At 34.7% G+C, this 22096-nt stretch carries 16 protein-coding genes; 12 read left to right on the top strand and 4 right to left on the bottom strand.

Features of this window, described 5'->3' with window-relative positions; genetic code table 11:
- Window positions 1-306: 306 nt before the first annotated feature.
- The 3 genes from DK865_RS02460 (at window position 307) to DK865_RS02450 (ending at window position 9183) form a co-directional block, all read left to right on the top strand.
- Window positions 307-6243, top strand: a complete 5937-nt coding sequence (locus DK865_RS02460) for an alpha-2-macroglobulin family protein (protein ID WP_109391097.1) — start codon at window positions 307-309, stop codon at window positions 6241-6243.
- A 42-nt stretch (window positions 6244-6285) separates the two neighbouring features.
- A complete protein-coding gene (gene pbpC / locus DK865_RS02455; RefSeq protein WP_109391096.1) occupies window positions 6286-8664 on the top strand; it encodes a penicillin-binding protein 1C in 2379 nt (792 codons plus the stop codon).
- A gap of 171 nt (window positions 8665-8835) precedes the next feature.
- Window positions 8836-9183 carry a hypothetical protein gene (locus DK865_RS02450; RefSeq protein ID WP_036913749.1) on the top strand — a complete coding sequence of 116 codons (348 nt, stop codon included), beginning with the start codon at window positions 8836-8838 and terminating at the stop codon, window positions 9181-9183.
- 72 nt (window positions 9184-9255) lie between these two features.
- On the opposite strand, the gene DK865_RS02445 is transcribed toward DK865_RS02450, so the two are convergent.
- The 4 genes from DK865_RS02445 to DK865_RS02430 form a co-directional block, all read right to left on the bottom strand.
- The gene (locus DK865_RS02445; RefSeq protein WP_023582664.1) at window positions 9256-10185 is read right to left on the bottom strand and encodes a Dyp-type peroxidase; all 930 of its coding nucleotides are present in this window, start codon (window positions 10183-10185) and stop codon (window positions 9256-9258) included.
- 181 nt (window positions 10186-10366) lie between these two features.
- Entirely contained in the window at window positions 10367-10945 is a 579-nt protein-coding gene (locus tag DK865_RS02440) for a YebB family permuted papain-like enzyme (RefSeq protein WP_194295171.1), read from the bottom strand.
- Window positions 10946-11171: 226 nt separating this feature from the next.
- The gene (locus tag DK865_RS02435) at window positions 11172-11996 is read right to left on the bottom strand and encodes a VanW family protein (protein ID WP_036913747.1); all 825 of its coding nucleotides are present in this window, start codon (window positions 11994-11996) and stop codon (window positions 11172-11174) included.
- A gap of 120 nt (window positions 11997-12116) precedes the next feature.
- Entirely contained in the window at window positions 12117-13031 is a 915-nt protein-coding gene (locus DK865_RS02430) for a LysR family transcriptional regulator (protein WP_109391095.1), read from the bottom strand.
- Window positions 13032-13140: 109 nt separating this feature from the next.
- On the opposite strand from DK865_RS02430, the gene DK865_RS02425 reads away from it, so the two are divergent.
- The 9 genes from DK865_RS02425 (at window position 13141) to DK865_RS02385 (ending at window position 22077) form a co-directional block, all read left to right on the top strand.
- Complete coding sequence (locus tag DK865_RS02425; protein WP_023582661.1) at window positions 13141-14634, top strand: SLC13 family permease; 1494 nt, start codon at window positions 13141-13143, stop codon at window positions 14632-14634.
- 22 nt (window positions 14635-14656) lie between these two features.
- Complete coding sequence (locus DK865_RS02420) at window positions 14657-15262, top strand: histidine phosphatase family protein (RefSeq protein ID WP_023582660.1); 606 nt, start codon at window positions 14657-14659, stop codon at window positions 15260-15262.
- A 640-nt stretch (window positions 15263-15902) separates the two neighbouring features.
- The gene (locus DK865_RS02415; protein WP_023582659.1) at window positions 15903-16433 is read left to right on the top strand and encodes a fimbrial protein; all 531 of its coding nucleotides are present in this window, start codon (window positions 15903-15905) and stop codon (window positions 16431-16433) included.
- Between the two features lie 63 nt (window positions 16434-16496).
- The gene (locus DK865_RS02410; RefSeq protein ID WP_036913745.1) at window positions 16497-17165 is read left to right on the top strand and encodes a fimbrial biogenesis chaperone; all 669 of its coding nucleotides are present in this window, start codon (window positions 16497-16499) and stop codon (window positions 17163-17165) included.
- A 24-nt stretch (window positions 17166-17189) separates the two neighbouring features.
- The gene (locus tag DK865_RS02405) at window positions 17190-19700 is read left to right on the top strand and encodes a fimbria/pilus outer membrane usher protein (RefSeq protein ID WP_109391094.1); all 2511 of its coding nucleotides are present in this window, start codon (window positions 17190-17192) and stop codon (window positions 19698-19700) included.
- An 83-nt stretch (window positions 19701-19783) separates the two neighbouring features.
- Window positions 19784-20299 carry a fimbrial protein gene (locus DK865_RS02400; RefSeq protein ID WP_036913744.1) on the top strand — a complete coding sequence of 172 codons (516 nt, stop codon included), beginning with the start codon at window positions 19784-19786 and terminating at the stop codon, window positions 20297-20299.
- Between the two features lie 12 nt (window positions 20300-20311).
- A complete protein-coding gene (locus DK865_RS02395; RefSeq protein WP_109391093.1) occupies window positions 20312-20803 on the top strand; it encodes a fimbrial protein in 492 nt (163 codons plus the stop codon).
- A 25-nt stretch (window positions 20804-20828) separates the two neighbouring features.
- Window positions 20829-21122 carry a helix-turn-helix domain-containing protein gene (locus DK865_RS02390; protein WP_109391092.1) on the top strand — a complete coding sequence of 98 codons (294 nt, stop codon included), beginning with the start codon at window positions 20829-20831 and terminating at the stop codon, window positions 21120-21122.
- The gene (locus DK865_RS02385; RefSeq protein ID WP_109391091.1) at window positions 21103-22077 is read left to right on the top strand and encodes a fimbrial protein; all 975 of its coding nucleotides are present in this window, start codon (window positions 21103-21105) and stop codon (window positions 22075-22077) included. The genes DK865_RS02390 and DK865_RS02385 overlap by 20 nt, the downstream gene beginning before the upstream one ends.
- Window positions 22078-22096: the final 19 nt, after the last annotated feature.

Genomic DNA, 22096 nt, shown 5'->3' with positions numbered 1-22096 from the left:
TTTAATAGTGCGATTTTCCTCGCAAAATTTATCTTTTTTACTTTGTTTTATTAAACATTAAATGATTGTTAGAAAAAGATGAGCCAAACTGATGCTCAGAAGAGTCTTGAAATAGAGTGGAATGCTAGGAAAAAAAGATTAAGGATGTAATCTATCTTTATATAATAAAAATTATAAGTTAATGATAAGTATTCATTCTTATTTTAGAACCTTAATTTATTAAAATTGCACTATTTATTTTACTCTTTGGCTAAATTTTACTGATAAGAAAATGTATTTTTATCAGTGCAATATAGGACTATCTATATGGACGTACTGCGTTTTTTACTTTCCCTCCCTTTTAAACTGCTCCGTTTATTGGGGTGGATCATTGTTTTTTGTATTCGTCTTTTAGAGAAGATACTCAGCCCATTCATAGGGCAAATACAATGGAGTACGCCCATTTGGATTGACTTTGTTACCCGCCATTTGCGAAAGATTGAAAATGGTATAGTCGGTCACCCTAAAACCGCATTAGGCTCTATTATCTTTCTTATTTTTGCATCATTTGGCAGCTATTACGGTTATCACAGTTATCTCAATCGACCTGTTCCTATCGATGTTGCGCCCGTCATTGTACAAAATGTTAATGTGAAACTTATAGCGCCAGCACAAATCGATTATGCCAATGATAACCCGCAATCACAGAAAATCATTTTATCTTTTTCTCGCTCTGCGGCACCGATTACGCTTATTGATAAAGAAGTAACTGAAGGTGTGACTTTAACACCGGCGATTGAAGGTAACTGGCAGTGGCAAAATGGCTCAACCCTTGTTTTTACAGCCAAAAAGCCTTTTGCGATGGGCAGTGAATATAAAATTCAGCTTGATGAAACTAAATTATTAGCACCACAGTTTTCATTAAAATCAAACAAGTATGAGTTTAAAACAACACCTTTCGATTACAGCTTAGGAAAGAGTGAGTTTTATCAAGATCCTCAAAACCCATCTCAAAAACATGCCATAATCAAGATCTCTTTTAATGCTCCTGTCGATATTCAGAGTTTTGAAAAGCGCCTTTCAATGAGATATGGCGATAATGAAAAACTGAAATATGCCATCAATTACGATAATAAAAAATTAACGGCTTGGGTTCACTCTGAACAATTAGCGTTAAAAGATATTAATAGTAAGGTCTTCCTTAAAATTGAACCGGGTATTGCGACAACAGTAACTGCTAATACAACATCAAAAGAAAAAACATATCATGTTGAGATCCCGAGTCTATATAGCCTTAATGTTTCCAATATAGAAAGTGAACTGGTTGAGTCTGAAAATGGAAAAGATGCGCGGGTACTTATTATTTCATTAAGTGATGAATTAAATGAAAAAGAGATAAAAAATGAAGTGTCTGCATGGTTATTGCCTCAACACAATTTAGAATTAGAAAATACCGACATTCGCCAAGATGAAGACGATTATTACGATTGGAACCTGAATGATGTCAGTAAAACTATTCTTGCTCAGTCAGAGAAGCTAACGCTTGAGATGAATGATAATGAACAAGAAAATCAAGCTACTTTTGCTTTTAAATACAATGCGCCAGCTTATCGCCACATATTAGTTAAAATCCCTAGAGGGATAATATCTGTGGGTGGATACCAATTAAAAGAAGATCGTTATCAAATTGTCAGTGTGCCTGATTATCCGCAAATGCTGAACTTTGTTTCTGAAGGTGCTTTGCTTTCTATGACGGGCGATAAGCAGATCACTGTTTCTGCTCGTAATCTACCGGGGCTACAACTTGATATAAAACGAGTTATTCCAAGTCAGTTACAACACATCGTTTCTTTTAAAGATAAATATTTTACATCGACAAACTTTAACCGCCTTAATGATGAATATTTTACTGAGCATTTTACGTATCAAACAGCACTAAATAATGAAAATAAAGGTGAAGTTCAATATAAAGGTATTGATTTAAGTCGTTATTTATCTGCTGATCCTAATGCTAAGCGTGGAATATTTTTATTAAAACTGACTTCTTGGGAACCGAATAAAGCATCAAGAGCAGACGATGAAGACGAAGAGTATGATGAAGATGACGAAGTTTCTGATACACGCTTTGTTGTTGTCACCGATTTAGGGATCATTGCTAAATCATCGATTGATGGTTCTCGAGATGTATTCGTACAATCTATTTATAACGGTGCGCCTGTTAGCGATGCAAAAGTCTCTGTTATTGCTAAAAACGGAACAACGTTATTGAGTAAAACGACGAGCACTGATGGTCATGTCGCTTTCCCTAATCTTAAAGATTTTAGAAATGAGCAGACCGCCGTTCTCTTTTTAGTTGAAAAAGAGGGTGATATTTCGTTTTTACCAACAAATGCTTATTACGATAGACAACTTAGCCTTTCTCGCTTTGATATCTTTGGTGATGATACTCCAAGAGACCCTCGTACTCTCGATAGTTTCTTATTTTCTGATAGAGGCGTTTATCGGCCGGGTGAAACCTTCAATATCGGTCTAATTACTCGTACTTTTGACTGGAAAACAGCCCTTGAAGGTATACCTTTACGCGTTGAAATTCGAGATCCTCGTAATACATTGATGTTCAATCAATCTATGGTATTAAACGAGTTTGGTTTCAACGAATTAAGCTATACCACATCAGAAAACTCGCCTACTGGAGATTGGAATATCTATCTCTATTTAGTCGGTAAAAATAATGAAGATGCCAGTTTATTAGGCAGTACAACGGTTGTGGTTAAAGAGTTTGAACCCGACTTACTTAAAGTCGCACTCAATCTGACGCCAGATAGGCAACAAGGATGGGTGAAACCATCTGAATTAAAAGCTTCAATAGATGTACAAAATTTATTTGGCACTCCAGCACAAGATAGACGTGTTGTTTCCAAATTAACCTTAAGACCTATTTATCCTAATTTTTCACGCTATTCTGATTATCGTTTTTATGAAAATCGTCGTAATCACGACAGCTTTGAAACTGATTTAGAAGAAACAACAACGAATGCAGAGGGGGGCGCTGAGATTGATTTAGGGTTAACATCTTATGATGATGCTACTTATCAATTACAACTTATCTCTGAAGCGTTTGATGCGGGGAGTGGTCGTTCTGTGACGGCAGCTGCGCGTGTTATGGTATCTCCTCATGATTATCTGATTGGTGTAAAAGCAGATGGGACGCTTGACTATATTAATCAAAATGCACAGCGCAACCTCAAGTTTATTGTGATTGATCCAACATTAAAGCAAATTGCTCAAGAGGCATTAACGTTAGAACGCTATGAGCAAAAATACCTCTCTGTTTTAACTCGACAAAATTCGGGTGTTTATAAATATCAATCTAAACTCAAAGAAGTGTTTATTGATGATGTCCCACTTTCTATTGATGAGAATGGAAGCTCTTTTGCATTAGAAACACAAACACCAGGGAACTTTGTATTATTAGTCAAAAATAAAGAGGGCAGTGTACTTAATCGCATTAATTATACTGTTGCAGGTCATGCAAATGTGACTCGTTCACTTGATCGCGAAGCAGAGTTACAGCTCACTTTAAATAAAGATACATATAAAGCTGGTGAAGAGATCGAAATTGCCATCAATGCCCCTTATGTTGGTAGCGGTATTATTACGATAGAAAGGGACAAAGTGTATTCTTGGCAATGGTTTACATCATCAACAACAAATTCGGTACAAAAAATCCGAGTTCCTGCGCAATTGGAAGGTAATGGCTACATCAATGTTCAATTTGTTAGAGATATAAACTCTGATGAAATATTCATGAGTCCACTTAGTTATGGGGTGGTGCCGTTTAAAGTCAGCCGTGAAAATTTCCAAGCCCAAATCGAATTAGAGTCACCGGATGTTATTAAACCGGGTGATACCTTACCGATTACGGTAAAAACAGATATCTCACAACAAGTTGCTGTTTTTGCTGTTGATGAAGGTATCTTGCAAGTCGCTCGATATAAATTAAAAGATCCATTGGATTACTTCTTCCGTAAACGCGCATTAGAAGTTGAAAGCACGCAAATCCTGGATCTTATTCTGCCGGAATTTAGCAAAATGATATCACTGGCTTCAGCGCCGGGGGGGGATGCGGGAGAAGGTGTTGACCTCTATTTGAATCCATTTAAGCGTAAGAAAGAAGCGCCTGTTGCTTATTGGTCTGGTATTACGGAAGTCGATGGCGAAGCGGTTTTTAACTACAAAGTGCCAGCGTATTTTAATGGCAAAATAAGAGTCATGGCAGTATCTGTAACACCAAATCGTATTGGGAATACGCAACGCTATACGACTGTACGCGATGACTTTGTATTAAGTCCTCATATTCCTACAACTGTGGCACCTAATGATGAATTTGATGTCACTTTAGGTATTGCAAATAACCTGAGTGATCTTAATGGTGTTGCAACAAAACTCGATGTGACGATAACACCTGACCCTCAATTAGAGGTTATCGGACAGAACCGTTATCAACTGACATTAGGTGAGAAAAAAGAAACGGTAGTTTCCTTTAGATTGAAAGCCAAATCACAATTGGGCAATGGCGCTATTACATTTTCAGTGAATACTGACGGCAAAGTTACTCAAAGGACAGTGGCTCTCTCTATTCGCCCAGCTTCAGCTTATCGTACTCAATCAAGCTTAGGGCGTATGGATGGTAAAGAGCAGAGTGTGACGTATATTCGACAAATGTATGATGAATATGCGAAAAGGGATGCGCGTGTTTCTTACTCGCCTTTAGTACTAAGCAGTGCATTGGCACAATATCTTGCTAATTATCCTTATAATTGTTCAGAGCAAATAACAAGTCAGGCAATACCGTTGTTATTCCACCAACGTAATCCTGAAATGAAGGCGATATATTCACAAGATAAAATTAATACTCAGCTTGAACAGACTATGGCGACACTACTGACTCGTCAAAATGGTCAAGGTGCCATTGGAACATGGCGTTCAACGCCATCGACTGATCCATTTGTGACTTTATATGTTGTTCAATTTTTAATTGAGGCACAAGAAGCGAATTACCCTGTATCTGAAACACTTTTACGGTCATCCAACGAATATTTAACTAAGCTTGCCGTCAATGCCGGATTAAATAATCAAGATGAACTTAGAATGCGTGCTTTTGCTGTTTATTTATTAACACGTCAAGGTAAGGTGACTACGGGAGAAATTGCGGCTATTCAAACGCGAATGCAAAAAAATTATCCAAAAACATGGCAGAGTGACTTAGGCGCTTTATATTTAGCGGCTTCTTACAAAATGCTGAAAATGGATAAACAAGCAGATGAATTATTAAAACCTACATGGCAAGAGCTAAGCAAAGCTTATAGCAAAGCGTGGTGGTCACATAACTATTTAGATCCCCTGATCCAAGACAGTACAAGGCTGTATTTGATTGTGAAACACTTCCCCGAAAAAGCGGGAGATATTCCGCCACAACTACTGGAAAATATGGTAATGAGCTTTAAGGATGAGCGCTATACCACGCAATCCTCGGCAATGAGTATCTTGGCATTAGAGCATTACACTAAACAGATCCAAAATATGACAACACCGACACAACCATTAACCGTGAGTGTCAAAAGTGGTGAAAACCCACCTGTTGTTATTTCCTCTATGACAAATGCCACAGCGATAGGTCAGTTTAAAGCGGGTATTAAAGAGATCTTATTTAATAATCCAACGAATAATGCGGCTTGGTATGTTGTCACACAATCTGGTTTTGATAGCGAACAACCTAAAGAAGCACTTTCACGAGGATTAGAAATTTCTCGTGATTACGTGAATGAAAAAGGTGAGGTTGTTAATAGTACAACCTTAGGTGAAAAGCTTTATGTACATATAAAAATCAGAGCGAATGCAAAACAAGGTGTGAATAATGTTGTGCTGGTGGACCTACTTCCCGGTGGTTTTGAAGCCGTACAACAATCAATGGATGATGTGGATAACCCAGAAGTCGAATGGTTATCGCCAACGGGTACTAAAGGCACTCGCTGGTCACCAGAATACAGTGATATTCGAGAAGATCGCGTCATTATTTATGGTACTGCAACTCAACAAGTACAAGAGTTTGTTTACCAAATTAAAGCCACTAATTCGGGAATATTTTCTATACCGCCAGCATTTGCAGAAGCTATGTATGACAGGGAAATACAAGCATTAGCGATTGGTAAAGGCGTTATGACTGTCAATAAACCGATGCAAAATAATGGCAATGTAAAATGAAATTAGTTTGGATTTCAGACGCGTGTTTCTGGTTGCTTTAGAATGACGAGAAGCAAGCGAGTTTTACAAAATATATTGATGGGGGGCTTTTTAATCGCCCTCTTTTGTGTGGGATTTCGCCTTTTTCCACACCCAGCATTATCAGAAGGTTTTTTATCTTCAACGGCATATTATGATAGCAATGGAAATTTACTCCGTTTAACACTGGCTAATGATGAGCGCTATCGGTTGTGGACAGATTTAGAGGATATTGCGCCCTTGATGATAGATAGTGCCATGCGATATGAAGATCGCTGGTTCTATTATCATGCTGGATTTAATCCTTACAGCTTAATTCGAGGTTTTTTTGTTAGTTATGTTTATGGTGAGCGATTGCAAGGTGGTTCGACAATTACCATGCAACTGGCTCGTATGCACTGGCAATTAAATACACGTACAGTAGGGGGTAAATTAGTTCAGGTATTACGCGCTATTCAATTAGAACTCAGTTATTCAAAACATGATATTTTAGAAGCCTATTTTAACTACGCTCCTTATGGACGAAATATAGAGAGCATTGGTGCTGCAAGCTTAATTTATTTTAATAAACATCCTAAAGAATTAACATTACCGGAAGCGTTAACACTTGCTGTATTACCTCAATCACCGAGTTATCGAATCGAGCCAAATAGTGACGGCATTAGCCTTTCTTTGATGAAAACGCGTAATCAGCTTTATGATTATTGGTTGGAAGAATATCCTAGCGATGCTGATTTATCCGCACTGTTTCAATTGCCACTTCGACTACGTCAGCCGGAAAAAATGCCTTATATCGCCCCTCATTTTATCGAGCAAATTGAAAAACAGGAAAAGTTTAATCCAAGAAAACCCACAGATATCGTCACAACGATTGATCTTCCATTACAACTCTTAGTTGAGAAACAAGTTGATGCATTTATTGAACGAAATAGACACCTAGGTGTTAAAAATGCTTCTGTGATCCTGGTTGATACACGAGATATGGGCGTTAAAGCGTTGGTTGGTTCGGCTGATTATTATAATGTTGATATTCATGGGCAAGTTAATGGTACTAATGCGAAGCGTTCACCGGGGTCAACATTAAAACCTTTTATCTATGCATTAGGATTAGAACAAGGGATTTTACATCCTCGAACAATTTTAAAAGATGTACCTTCTACCTTTGGTAGTTATGCGCCAGAAAACTTTGATTTACGTTTTTTAGGGCCTATTTCTGCCACTCAAGCGTTAAATTACAGCCGAAATATCCCCGCAGTGTCGATCGCCTCTCAATTGAAAAATCCGACGCTTTACCAGTTTCTACAAATGTCAGGTATCAGCAATATGGCGAGTGAGAGACATTACGGTCTATCTTTGGTGTTAGGGGGCGGTGAAATTACAGTACAAGAATTAGCGAAGCTCTATGCAATATTAGCCAATCGAGGTCAACTTAAACCGTTAAGAATGCAAAGTACAGATGCTATTGCTAAACCTATTCAGTTATTAAGTGAAGAAGCGAGCTTTATTACACTGGATATGTTAAGCCAACATCGAAGACCTGATGATACTTTGGCACAAAAATCCATGACATTACCGATTTATTGGAAAACGGGCACATCATGGGGATTTCGAGATGCATGGAGTAGTGGAATTTTTGGACCTTATGTTTTAGTTGTTTGGATAGGTAATTTTGATGGTAAAGGGAATAGTGCATTAATTGGCGCTGAAGCCGCTGCCCCTCTATTTTTTAACATTATAGATAATATTGTTGCTGATTATCCGAACTTAAAAGAGCCAAAATTTAAATTTCCTGAAAATATTAAACAAGTCGATATTTGTTTGGCGAGTGGTCATTTGCCTACGCCATGGTGCCAACGTAAAGGTAAAACATGGTTTATTCCCGGAAAATCACCAATTAAAGTTGATACAATTTATCGGCCTCTAGCAATTGATAAAGTGACGGGAGAAGTTGTTTGTCCTCCTTATAATGAAGATCAGGTTAAGATTGAAGTTTTTGAATATTGGCCTTCTGATTTAGCTAACGTATTTGCTCAAGCTGGGCTACCAAAGCGAACACCGCCTTCTACTGCTCATTGTAAAAATGGGGATATGGCTATGACGGGAATACCTCCTCGTATATTATCGCCATTACGTAATACCACTTATACTTTAAGACGCACTTCATCACCACATATATCAATTGTATTTAATGCAACAACAGATAATGACAGCAATATTATTTATTGGTTTGTTGATGATGCTTATTTAGGAAATAGTACAAATCAGCGATCAATAGAGTGGTATCCCAAAGAGAGTGGTCGCTATCGTATTCGCGCAGTAGACGATAAAGGAAGAGCGGATACACGAAATATTCGTGTTGATATTATTGGTATGATTAACAAACAAGAAATCGAAGCACATTAATATTGGCGTTAAAGTTTGTAGGTTTTACTTAATGATTATCTTAACGCCAAAATATTAATTTCTAACGTTATCTTATTCTGACTATTAACTCACTATATTGTTGCGAGATAATTATTAGGTAAAATATTGAAAAATTTATTTTATCTTGTGAGTAAGGAAGAATTAATCAATATGAAAACTCGAATTCTAAAACTAGCCTTATTAGGTGCATTAGCATTACCTTTAGTGGGATGTAGTGATGCAACACCTAGCTGTAATAGTACTGAAGCCAAAAATTTAGTGATTGATATTACAAAAGACGAATTACGCGATCAAAAAATGGCGGCAGTGATCGATCAAATTAAGATCAAAGTAGAAAGCGTACGTACTCGTGAACATGATGAGAAAAGAGATACTTACTCATGTGCTGCCGAACTCTCTTTTGAAGGTGCGGGTGGTAAAAACTCGATCCCTATTACTTATACTATTGAAAGTACTGACGACGGCAAAGAATTTTACGTTAATGTTTTCGGTTTATAATTGATCCAAAGAAAAACCCATAATAAAAAGTAGATATATAAGTAACAGGCCTATATATCTACTTGTAATAAATTACGCTAGATCATCCAGAAACTCAGGGGATGGAACAAAGAATAATGTACCTGTTACAGGGGTACTGAATTTAAGCAATTTATCCGTATGACCTTCGGGTGTACCTGCAAACATATTTTCTAGCATACGGTTAGTTGTTGAAAAATAACGGGCATAGCCAATAAAGTAAGTACCATATTCATTTTGGGATGGATTGGAAAAAGGCATATTGGCTCTGACAATTTTTAAATCTTCGCCATTTTCATTTTGGATATTGGTTACCACATTATGTGAACCAGGTTCTTTTTCTTCATCGGTTAACTCTACATCATTGAATTTGTGCCTACCTATGACTTTCTCTTGTTCAATAAGAGGCTGTTTTTCCCATGCTTCCATATCGTGAATATATTTTTGTACAAAGGCGTAACTGCCACCTGTAAATTCAGGATCTTCATCGCCAATAACGGCATAAGAAGCACGCTCATCTTCATACTCTGGATTTTCAGTTCCATCGACAAAACCAATAATAGAACGCCCGTCAAAATATCTAAATCCATGAACTTCATCAACAGGTGTAACAATATCCTTTAGCTTTTGGCTGATGATAGACGCTAATTCGTAACAGGCTGAAACTTTGAGAGCTCGAATATGGAAAAAAAGATCGCCCGGAGTAGAAACCGCAGTATAAGTGTCACCTTTAATTTCTTTAAAGGTATTTAGCTCTTTGGGTTTTGGCTGATTGGGAAATAATGTAGTCCATGCCTTTGCACCGAATCCCATGACACAACTTGTTTCCAATTCAGGAAAACGTGTTCTCATACTACGTATCAGACCAGAAAAATTATTACAAAAATCGATTAGAATATCGCGGTTTTCAGGTGAGTAGTTGAGGTTAAAAACTAAAAAATAAGCATTCTCACAGGGTGATTTCGTAACATCTTGGTATTTCATAGTGATCCCTAAATGACGAATAGATAAAGAGTAATTAATCTATATTTACAGAATATTATTTTTAGTTTTACACCAAATCCCTCTCTATTACAAAGAGAGGGGTTGGATCTTATTCTGATTTTATGAATAAACAGTATTGTAAAAGCTATTATTTTCTTTTTTATGATGCTAATACACTGTGTTAATTAATATTTTCATGACTTTGATAAACTAAAGAGAGATGTGGATGTTGCCATAAACTTGCTGGCGTAACAGTGGTTCTTTCCCATGGTATTTGCCCAATAAACCATAATTTCCAAAATTGTAATTTGGCATTAGGATTTTTGCTTAATAATTCTTGGAATGTTTCTATTTCACCAACACGAATAGAGAGTGCTGATTGATAAATATCAAAAACAAACTTAGAGCAAAACTGACGGGAAGAATCGTATTTAAAGCCCGTGTGGTAAAGCTTATTTAATCTTTCAGGAACTTGTGCAACAAGTGCATTTTTTTGCTCGTCAGAGAGTTGTGTTGATAGACGGCGTATTGCATAACGCTTACCCGCAGAGCGGTTAATAAAGCGGGTTAATGTGGTTGTGGTTGAGAGTGGAACTCGACTTTCGGCAACTAAATAATCTTCGCCATTATGACCAATAATAATGCCAACATGATTACTCCAGCATAAAGAAGCAGAAGAAATTTGACGAAATAAAGAGGTACCAATACACGTAAATACAATATCACCAACTTCTAATTTTTGTGGATAATCAATTTTTATCATCATTATATGACCTATTGAATAGAAACCTAATCACCATTATTTGACCATAATAAATAGATAAGGTTTCTATTTGATAACTCAATGATCTTAATGAAAAAAGAACACGCCGATTTAAGGTATTCTTAATTTTAAGAGGAAAGTTGTTATTTATTCAGAATAAGAAGATAAATTTAGAATAATAAATTAATATTTTAATTGAGTAATAAAAATATATCTAAGTGAATTAACTTAGTTGTTCATCTGAAATATCATATTTCACAACTACACTATTTTTATAAAGCAATTCTGATGTAATTAATTGAGGGAAGGCACCTACATTGTTTTTAGTGTAAATATCTCGCCAAATTTCATTACAACGATACACATGCTCTCCCTTTTTGATAAAAGAGGAAGATTTCTCATAAATATGATAACGATATTCCCTTGCTTCGCTACAAAGGAGTTCGCCTTCTAATTGATGATCAGCGACATGTAATCTAATTTGGTAATCATAGGGGGTTGGATTATATAAGACGAGATCTACATAGTTATAAAAAATAGCGGCACCTGAGCCAAAAGGAAGCACTCGTCCTTCATCAGGAAAGGGATCAAAACTATGGTTTGCCTTTTCAATTACGTTTAATTCAGAGTGTAGTGCTAACCAATGTATTAAATTACTTGCCTGACAAATTCCCCCACCTACACCTTTTCTTGCTTCTCCATAGGAGAGTTGCATACCATCAATAAAACCTCTTTTATAACTAGGTTTACCGACTAAATAACAAAAAGAGAAATACTCTCCAGGTTTTATCACGATGCCATCTAACGCTTTTTCAACTAATTTAAGATTCGTTATTTTATTGTATTGTAATTGAATATCACTTTCGCCGCGGCGACTAATTAATTTAGATGTGTGTTTTAGATAACGGTGTGAAAGTCGTTGTTCTGGTTGAACATCTCTGCTGTATTTTCGACCTGAAAATCGCCAACTAAGAGAGCGAAAGAAACGACGTTGCGCCACTCTCAAAGAATAAAGAATAGGGTGATAAGAAGAGAGTGTTCTACGCATAAAATCCTTTTAAGCAAGAGCTAATAGAAAGAAGTAAGCGTGAATATGATAACGATTTAATGAGAATATTGATACGCTGATATTCTTAAAGTAATAGCACTAAGAATTTAGCCAATAAATTTATTTATTGATATCTTTTGTTAAAATTTGAGCTTGAGATTGTAAGATAGATAAAAAATTCTTAGTAGCTGGAGAGATATATTTTTCTTTATGATAAAAGTAACGAATACCTCGGCTAAATTGAATATCATCAAATGTAATTTCACATAAAAGACCTGATTTTAATTCTTGCATGATAGACAAACGAGATAAAATTGAGATCCCTAAACCGTGAATAACTCCCTGTTTTATTCCTTCTAAACTATTTATTTCCATCACATTTTTGAGTTCTTTATTATTTTCTTGGATCCTATCTAATAAAAAATCACGGGTAGCAGAGTGTTCGGGTTTGATCAGAAAAACTTCTGATGCAATATCAGAAAATCGGCAATGTTTCTTTTTTGCCAGCCAATGTTCAGGTGAACAAATAAGCACCAAGGGATCAATAAGAAAGGTATCAAGATGATATTCCGTCGGATCTAAATAGATGTGATCTGACATGATCAGAAACTCTAATTCTTGGGTATCAAGCTGGCGGATAAGTTGTGTTGAGCTTGAGATATCCATGCTTAATTTTACATCAGGGTATTGTTCTCTAAACTGCGCCATAATTTGAGGTAAGAGGTAAACGCCAACAAAATGGCTAGCACCAAACTTAATTTCACCTTTAGAGGGATCATCAAATTGTCGCATATGCTCAGAAGACGATTTTACTAAATTAATAATTTGAGTCGCGTATTGCTGATAAACCTTACCCTGAGGGGTTAAATAAAGCCGGTTATTGATCCTTTCAAACAATGTTGTTTGCAATTCTTCTTCTAGTTTTCTGATTTTAATACTCACACTGGGTTGAGTGCAGAATAGGCGTTCTGCGGTTTCAGTAACATTAAAACCGTTGGCAAGCAGTAGAAAAGCATCAAGTTGGCTTAAATTCATCTCAACACCATAAATTATTTTTATAGTTATAATATATTAATACAATTATCTTTATACCTCAATGTTTCTATACTGGGCTTCCTACCCTACACATTAAGAGGAATCGGTTATGGAAAAGACTGCGAAGCGAGATGACATCGCTAAACCAGCGCCATCATCACCAAAACAAAACGGTAAGAAAATAACCTTAAAAACCATAGGAATACCTTTAGCTTTATTGGTATTACTCGTTTTATTTTTTATGCCAACACCAGATGGATTAAGTATTGAAGGGCAAAAAGCCATTGCTATTTTTTGTGCTGCGTTAATTTTATGGGTGTGTGGATCTTTACCCATTTATTTAACCTCAATGCTCGTGATTGTTTTACTTCCAATAACGGGAACTGTCGCAAAAGAGAAAGTGGTTTTCGGTACATTAGGTTATGACGTTATTTGGCTGATGGTTTCAGCATTTGTTTTAACGTCCGCTATGATCAAATCGAATATTGCGAGACGCTTTGCTTTATGGATGATCACCAAATTTGGTCAAACACCCAAAAAAGCGTTATTTGTCCTTATATTAATTAACTTCAGTTTAGTTTTCTTTGTTCCCTCAACGACTGCCCGTGCGACATTAATGGTGCCTATTTGTATGATCTTATTAGAGATACATAAGGCGATTCCTGGAAAAAGTAATTACGGGAAATTAATGATGTTGCAAGGTGTACAAGCTGATGCTTTGGCAACATCCGGTGTAATGACGGGTACCGCGGCTAATATTATTGCTGTTGGATTTATCAATTCACAAGCCGGCGGTTCTATTGGTTATATGGATTGGTTAATTGCTTCTTTTCCATTAGCTATTGTTGGTATGACTATCTCCTTTTTTATTGGATTAAAATTATTCTCTTTTAAAGGGGAAGTGGATTTTGAAGGTTCGCTAGAGAAATTAAAAAAAGAACGTTCTCAACTTGGTGCATTAACTAAGAATGAGAAAAAAGCCATGTATATCTTTTTAATGGCGGTATTCTTATGGGCAACCGAAAGTTATCACCTAGATATGTTTGGTTTCAAAATTAGCGTTTATATGACCGCAGTTATTGCTGCCATTCTCTGTTTGATGCCTCGTATTGGCTTATTAACGTGGAATGAAGCCAATATCAAATGGGATCTTATGATATTTGCAGCAGGTGCTTATGCGGCAGGTAATACTTTAGAATCCACACAAGGTGCACAATGGTTAATTGGTAAAATGGTTTATGGGCTCGGACTCGAAAATATGAGTACGACGATGGTCTATATTGTGGTTGTCTTTATCTGTATGTATAGCCATTTAATTTTTACCAGTAAAACCGTGAAAACGACCATATTAATTCCAGCCATTATTGCACTTGCCAAAACATTAGGTATGGACCCAGTAACATTAGCATTGGCTGCATCTTTTACACTCACATATACCATTACATTACCACCACATTCAAAAGTAAATACCATCTATTTTTCAAGTGGTTACTTTACTGTGTTAGACCAAATGAAATATGGATTAATTACCTGTTTTGTTGGTGCATCGGTAATTTCTATTGCGATATTCACTTGGTTCCAAATTCTTGGATATGGTCTTTAAGCCATTAAATTAAGGAATAATAATGAGACTAATTTTATTAAGACACGGTGAAACCTTATGGAACATGGAATCACGCTTACAAGGACATGCAAATTCTTGTTTATCACCAAAAGGTATAAACCAAGCAATGGCGATAAGAGAGAGTATTAAATTGTTATCACCCGCTAGGATTATTACGTCAGATTTAGGGCGAACAGTACAAACTGCAGAAATTGTTGGTCATCCAGAAGCGGTTAAAGAGCCATTATTGCGTGAATTAAATATGGGAGAATGGACAGGACAACGAAAACCAGAACTCATAAGACATCATGCAGATAAATACAAAAATTGGCGAGCAGGAACTTATACGCCACCTAAAGGTGAAAATTGGTTTGATTTTTGCGATCGTATTGGTGCGGCATTACAAGGATGGGTACATAAAGAGGATAGTGATTTATTAGCCGTCGTGCACAGTGGTGTTATTCGTGCCGCTTGTAAGGTATTTTTAAATCTGTCACCTGAATTTTTATTACCCGCAACACCAGGCACAATAACGATATTTAATTTTGATCTTAATTCTGATAAAGCACCAAAATTAGAAGCCTATAATATTGGTTCTTATATGCCAGATAAGAATGTCGCTGATTAAGATTAATAAGAAGTGGTTTTCAATTTAATCATAATGTTTTTATAAAAATAGCAAAAAAGTACTCCGATATAAAATCAGAGCAAGGGAAACCTTGCTCTTTTTTTGTGTTTAAAAATAAAGTCAAATATTTTCATGTATGGTTTTTATTCTTTTTACGTTCAAATTTCAATTAATGGGTTAAATGAAGTTTTCTCTAAAAAACACGCGTTAATATTTTAATATACTAAAATAAATTGAAAGGATAACTTATATTGTCAAGGGGAATTGGCGCTTTTTTAATTCACACTATATAGGTTAGAAAACAATATAAAAATTTATTTATTATTGAAAAATGGTTTTTAACTTTTATTTTGATTTAACAATGTTGTATCAATATGTGAAAATTTGAATTAATTAAAAATAAGTTTTATCTATTAACTAATAAGGGGTTTCGTTAGATTTAAATACTGCATTGCATTAATAATTCATATATTATTCTGCTATAACCAAAACTTGTTTATTATAAAAATTAATATAATAATACTCATATATTGAGTTAATTACTGATTTGAAGTTGGTAAATACATTAATCGATAAATTAATCAATATATTAAAATAATATTAATAATTATATTAACAATGGCTCTTTGGAGAAAAATAAATGAAGAAAAATTTACTTGCAATATTCATTGCTAGTAGTTCTATTTTTGCAGTTAATAATGTTTTAGCTGCAGATGGCACTATTGATTTTACAGGTGAAATTATAGATAACGCTTGTGAACTTGCTTCGGGATCTGATGCATTAAAAGTGAACTTAGGTAAGGTATCTAAAACCGCATTACCTAGTACGGGGAGTACAGCTGCTGCAACAAAATTTACAATTAAATTAATTAATTGTCCCACTACAGTAAGTAGTGCTGCCGTAAAATTTGATGCCGAATCTTATTCTGGTGATGATAGTGTTATTGCGTTGAAAAAGGAAACCGGTGTCGCGTCTGGCGTTGGTATTCAAATCACAGATGATACAAATACCGTAGTCCCATTATTTACGGCTTCTAAAATTTATCCATTAAAGACAGGGGCTGGTGTTGTTAATAATTTAGATTTTCGAGCTCGTTATATCGCTAAATCCGATACTGTTACAGCGGGTCCTGCAAATGGTAATGCAACATTTACTATTAATTATAATTAATATTATCTAAACAATAAAAGGTTTAAAAGGAATTGAACCTTTTACTCTATTTATGGTGAAGATATGAAGTTTATTATCTACTCGTTGATGACTTTTTTTGTTTTTTTTAATACCGCAAATGCGGGGGTTGTTATTGGCGGTACTCGTGTTATTTATGATGAAGGAAAAAAAGACGTCAGTATTAGTGTCGAAAATCCAGATAATATTCCTTATTTAATTCAGTCTTGGATTGATGATGTTAATGAAAAAAAACAATCAAATTTTACTATAACGCCCCCATTATTTAGGTTAAACGGTAGTAATACAAATGCGTTAAGAATATTTTTAACTGAAAATACGTTACCTAAAGATAGAGAGTCTCTTTTTTGGTTAAATATTAAAACAATTCCAGCAACAGAGAGAACAGAAAACTCATTGCAAATCGCATTTAAAACACAGATGAAATTAATTTTTAGACCTAAAGAATTAAAAAATGTCAATTTTGTAGAAGAACAGAAAAAATTAGAATGGTCAAAAGTGGGAAATAAAATAAATGTAAAAAACCCAACACCTTATTTTTTTAATTTTCAAATGATTAAGTTCAATAATAAAGCTGTTGAAGATGTTTCTTATGTTGCTCCTTACTCAGTAAAATCATTTGATATTAATAATGAAGAAAATCATGGCACTATCAATTGGGAAGTTATTAATGATTATGGTGCGATTACTGATTTATCAGAAATAAAAATATAACCTTCTATAAAATTAGGTTTTAATATGAAAATGAATAAAATATGTATTAGCCTATTTTTATATTTAGGCTATACAGCCTCGTTATATGCAAAGGTTCCTAATGTAGATAATGTTTACTTTGATCCTGACTTTTTAGAATTGCCTAATAAAAGTACAATTGATTTATCTCAGTTTGAAAGTAATGAACAATTACCGGGTACATATTATGTTGATATTTATGTTAATACTGATTTGATTTCTACTGAAAATATTAAATTTGAAAAAAAAGACAATGGTAAGTTAATACCTTGTTTATCAGTAACTGATCTTGCTAAATTTGGTATTAAAACTGAAGAATATTTAGATTTAAACAAAACAGAAAATAGCTGTGTGAATTTGTCTACAATCCCTAATGCAAAAAGCGATTTTGAATTTAATTCTCAGCGGTTGTATTTAAGTATTCCACAAATTGCATTAAATAAAAAACCTAGAGGGTTTATTGATCTGAGTAATATAGATAATGGTATTACAGCACTATTATTAAATTATAGTTATAGTGGTTCAAAAAATTATGATCGTAAAAGTAATGGTTCAAATTCAACATCAAACTATCTTAATTTAAGACCTGGTATAAATATAGGTCCTTGGCGTTTAAGAAATTATACAACTTGGTCTAATAGTGATGAATATTCGGGGAAGTGGGATACTGTTTATACCTATTTATCGCGCAGTATTAATCGGATCAAAAGCCAATTAATTTTAGGCGATGGTGTATCACCTGCATCTGTTTTTGATAGCGTGCCTTTTAGAGGGATACAGCTTTCTACCGATGATGATATGTATCCAGAAAGTTTACGAGGATATGCACCTGTTGTGCGCGGTATTGCACGTAGTAATGCGCAGATTACGATTAGGCAAAATGGTTATACGATTTATCAAACAGAAGTTGCTGCTGGGCCTTTTGAAATTAATGATCTATATCCAACAGGAAGTAGCGGTGATTTATATGTCACTATCAAAGAGTCTAATGGGAGTGAACAGCATCAAATCATTCCTTTTGCTTCTTTGCCCGTTTTACAGCGTGAAGGTTATTTATCTTATAGTGTCACTGGAGGGGAATATCGTGCTTATAATAAAGAAATTGAAAAACAGAAATTTGGACAATTCACATTAATCTATGGTTTGCCTTATGGAACAACAGTTTATGGAGGAAGCCAGCTTAGTCATAATTACCAATCATATTCTATTGGTGCGGGCAAAAATTTAGGTGCATTAGGTGCAATATCGATTGATGTTATACAGTCCCATTCCACATTAAATAATGGTGATACATCGCATGGGCAGTCTTATCGTTTTAGATATAACAAAAATCTCAATACGATAGGAACGAATATTGCGTTAGCGGGTTACCGTTATTCGACTGACGGATACTATAGTTTAGCGGAAGTTTTTGATGAATATCGAAATGGCGTTAATACGCCAGAAATAGAACGCCGCCGTAATCGAGCAGAAATTACGATTAATCAGAATCTGGGAGAGCAGTACGGTTCTCTTTCCGTCGGATATGTCAGAGAGAATTATTGGAATAGTGATAGAAAAACGCAGTCAGCAACCGTGGGATACAACAACAGCTGGCAAGGTATTAGTTATGGCCTAAATTATACTTATAATAAAAATACAAATACATATTCTTATAAATCATCTAATTATTCTAAAAGCGAGAATGAGCATCAATTAGCGCTTTCAGTAAGTGTTCCTTTTAACGTTTTTGATGATACGTTTTATTATAATTTTAATACAAATAGTAGTAGTCAAAGTCCAAGTACAGGAAGTGTGGGGTTATCCGCATCTCAATTAAATAATCGATTAAATTGGAGTCTACAGCAAGCATTTACGAACCAAGATCAAGGATCTTCTGGAAATTTAAACGCATCGTATAAGGGTAAGTACGGTGAGGTGACTGGTGGTAGTGGATATAGTAAGGATAACTATAATTTATATTATGGTATTAATGGCAGTTTAGTTGCTCATTCTGAGGGGGTTGTCTTGGGTCAACAGCTTGGTGAGACTGCGGCTATTGTAGATATTCCTGATGCAGGTAATGTGACTGTGTTAAATCAAGCAGGAGTAGAAACTAACAGTTATGGTTATGCTTTAGTGCCTTATGTTACGCCATATCGTAAAAATACAATCGATATTGATACAACTGCACTACCAGAAAATACTGAAATGGCGTTAACGAGTCAGACGGTTTCTCCTAGCCGTGGTGCATTAGTAAAAGCAAATTTTTCTGCAAATGTTGGGCATCGTGCATTAATTTCATTGACGTTAGAAAATGGTGAAGTCATTCCTTTTGGTGCACAGGTTATTTTTAAAGATAATCCTCAATTAAATAACATCGTGGGTGACGATGGTGAAGTTTATTTGTCTGGGTTAAGTGAAAAAGGACAATTTATTGTAAAATATAATGATAAACAATGTAGTGCAAATTATAATTTATTGGGTGTCTCTGATTATTTAGGACTTTATAAAACTACCGTGGTTTGCCATAAATAATATAAATATTTTATTAATTAAATTGCATTATTACAGCTAATTAAAATAGAGCTGTCGATATCTGCTACGTGTAGGAAATGAAAATGAAAAAAATAATAAGTAAGTTATTTTTAATAAATGCGCTAATAATAAGTCCAATCTCTTGGGCTTCAGATAGCGTTAATTTAAATTTTATCGGCAATATTAAAATAGCGACATGCAATATTTCGAGTGGCGAAAATATTAATGTTGATTTAAAAAATATACCCGCCGCTAATTTTGAAAAGGCAAATTCTGCTTCTAGCTGGAATGTTTTTTATATAGATTTTAAAAATTGTTCTACAGCGATTAATCAAATAAAGCTTACGTTTACAGGTGTTTCGGATACTGCTGATCCGAGTAGTTTATATAAAAACCAAGGAAGTGCTAAAAATATTGCAGTGCAATTAGAAAATTGGACAGGCACGCTAAAACTAGGAAATCAACAATCATTAACGGTCACATTAAATGGGCGAACTGATATTAATCTAGGACTACGAACCCGAGCGTTTAGTCCGTCAGGTAAGGGAACGCCAGGAACAATATCAGCGAAAGTGACTGCAAATATTGTCTATTTATAAAAGAGAAATACTATGAAAGCGATGATTTTTTTACTTCTGTTTTATTCTGCTTTTACAATAGCGAGCACTGTAAATATTAATATTTATGGCACTGTAACCGTATCGCCTTGTGAGATCGAGAATAAGAACTATTTAATCGATTTTAAGAAAGTAAATCTTAGAGATTTAAAAAATAATCAGAACACAGATTGGATCAATTTTTCAATAAAACTAAAAAATTGTCCAATAAGCACACAAAAAGCGACGATGACGATAGCGGGAACAGCTGATCCTAATAATGGAAATTATTTTGTTAATAATGGAACTGCAAAAAATATCGCACTAAATTTAGTTGAAAATAGAAATAAAACCATAATAAAAAATGGTAGTAAATTAGAGGCGATAATTAATAGTCAAACAAAAATGGCAGAATATCCATTAGCAGCAAGGTTAATTAAAACCGCTGATGGAATAAGTACGGGAACATTTAAAAGTCATCTTGAACTTACATTAATTTACAACTAAAAACTACTTAACCTAGGAGTGGAAAGTGATTAATCGCTATCCAGTATCGAAAGCAATAGGTAGAAAAATTACTTATTATAGAAAAATGAAGGGGATCTCATTAGATGAATTGGCTGCCCTAATAGGGGTTAGTCAACAACAACAATCAAGATATGAAAGAGGAATTAATAGAATTAATCTGGATAGACTTAATCAATACGCGGAAATATTTAATATTCATTTAAAAGATTTTTTTATTTTAGATGAAAAAGATGATCATGAAATTAAAGCTATCCTTTTAAAAAATAATGAGGCTAAAAATGGAAAATATAATAATTAAGCCATTACTCTTAAGTGGAATATTAATTTACTCTACTTATTCTACTGCAGCATGTGTACAAAATCCAAATTACAAGAATGTGATAGTTGATGTACCAAATCGTGTTTTTAATATTCAATATGACGATCTGACGACAAGAACACTTGATACAATTACACTTCTTTATAACCCCTCTTTTATAAGTACATTTAAAGAAAAGGAGGGAATATGTGGAGACTCTGTTCTGTCTGGGCGTTTTATTAATGGATGGGTTCCTAATTCGAATAAGATAGTAGCCACCAATATTCCTGGTATTGTATTAAAAGTAAAAATGAATAATATTGGTTATATCAATATTGATTATTCTAATAATAATGAGGGCAGGAAATATATAATAGCTAACCCAGCTTGGGTTATTGAAATTATAAAAACAGGCAGAGTAACTCAATCCGGTTTATTAAAGGGAGGGAATTTAGCTCGAATGGTACAAAACAATACTTTACCTAATAATCACCAATGGATCTTATCAACATTAAGAATTCCTGTTGGTGCAATAACAGTAAATTCATTGAAATGTACAACAAAAGCAGATAACTACAATATAAATTTAGGAACGTGGTACGACACACAGTTTAAAAATATTGGAGATGTGAGTCAAAATGTTAATATTCCGCTTACGTTAAGTTGCGCTGCTGGAACAAATATTAAAGCAACAGTGACAAGTAGTGCAGGATATATTGATGCTAATACAGGGAAATTAAATTTATCGGGTTCTAACCGTGCAACCGGTATTGGTATCCAAATAGTTAATAGTAATAATAATCCAATTAAATTAAATACAAAGCTTAATTTACAAAATAATGTTCCTTCAGGTGATTATATTTTTAACTGGAAAGCGCGTTATATTAAGACTGGCGATAAGATAACAGCAGGTACAGCAAATTCAGTCGCAACAGTCAATATTTTATATGAATAATATATTGTATTTTATTTGT

It is taken from the genome of Proteus cibi (assembly GCF_003144405.1).
In the GTDB taxonomy this organism is placed as follows: domain Bacteria; phylum Pseudomonadota; class Gammaproteobacteria; order Enterobacterales; family Enterobacteriaceae; genus Proteus; species Proteus cibi.
This window is presented reverse-complemented; position numbering and strand designations above follow the sequence as displayed.

What these genes read in the sequence shown, in the direction of transcription:
- DK865_RS02460 (WP_109391097.1), top strand. Translation starts at nt 307, where the DNA reads ATGGACGTACTGCGTTTTTTACTTTCCCTCCCTTTTAAACTGCTCCGT.
- DK865_RS02395 (WP_109391093.1), top strand. Translation starts at nt 20,312, where the DNA reads ATGAAAGCGATGATTTTTTTACTTCTGTTTTATTCTGCTTTTACAATA.
- DK865_RS02435 (WP_036913747.1), bottom strand. Translation starts at nt 11,996, where the DNA reads ATGCGTAGAACACTCTCTTCTTATCACCCTATTCTTTATTCTTTGAGA.
- DK865_RS02385 (WP_109391091.1), top strand. Translation starts at nt 21,103, where the DNA reads ATGGAAAATATAATAATTAAGCCATTACTCTTAAGTGGAATATTAATT.
- DK865_RS02415 (WP_023582659.1), top strand. Translation starts at nt 15,903, where the DNA reads ATGAAGAAAAATTTACTTGCAATATTCATTGCTAGTAGTTCTATTTTT.
- DK865_RS02405 (WP_109391094.1), top strand. Translation starts at nt 17,190, where the DNA reads ATGAAAATGAATAAAATATGTATTAGCCTATTTTTATATTTAGGCTAT.
- DK865_RS02420 (WP_023582660.1), top strand. Translation starts at nt 14,657, where the DNA reads ATGAGACTAATTTTATTAAGACACGGTGAAACCTTATGGAACATGGAA.
- DK865_RS02430 (WP_109391095.1), bottom strand. Translation starts at nt 13,031, where the DNA reads ATGAATTTAAGCCAACTTGATGCTTTTCTACTGCTTGCCAACGGTTTT.
- DK865_RS02410 (WP_036913745.1), top strand. Translation starts at nt 16,497, where the DNA reads ATGAAGTTTATTATCTACTCGTTGATGACTTTTTTTGTTTTTTTTAAT.
- pbpC (WP_109391096.1), top strand. Translation starts at nt 6,286, where the DNA reads ATGACGAGAAGCAAGCGAGTTTTACAAAATATATTGATGGGGGGCTTT.
- DK865_RS02445 (WP_023582664.1), bottom strand. Translation starts at nt 10,185, where the DNA reads ATGAAATACCAAGATGTTACGAAATCACCCTGTGAGAATGCTTATTTT.
- DK865_RS02425 (WP_023582661.1), top strand. Translation starts at nt 13,141, where the DNA reads ATGGAAAAGACTGCGAAGCGAGATGACATCGCTAAACCAGCGCCATCA.
- DK865_RS02400 (WP_036913744.1), top strand. Translation starts at nt 19,784, where the DNA reads ATGAAAAAAATAATAAGTAAGTTATTTTTAATAAATGCGCTAATAATA.
- DK865_RS02450 (WP_036913749.1), top strand. Translation starts at nt 8,836, where the DNA reads ATGAAAACTCGAATTCTAAAACTAGCCTTATTAGGTGCATTAGCATTA.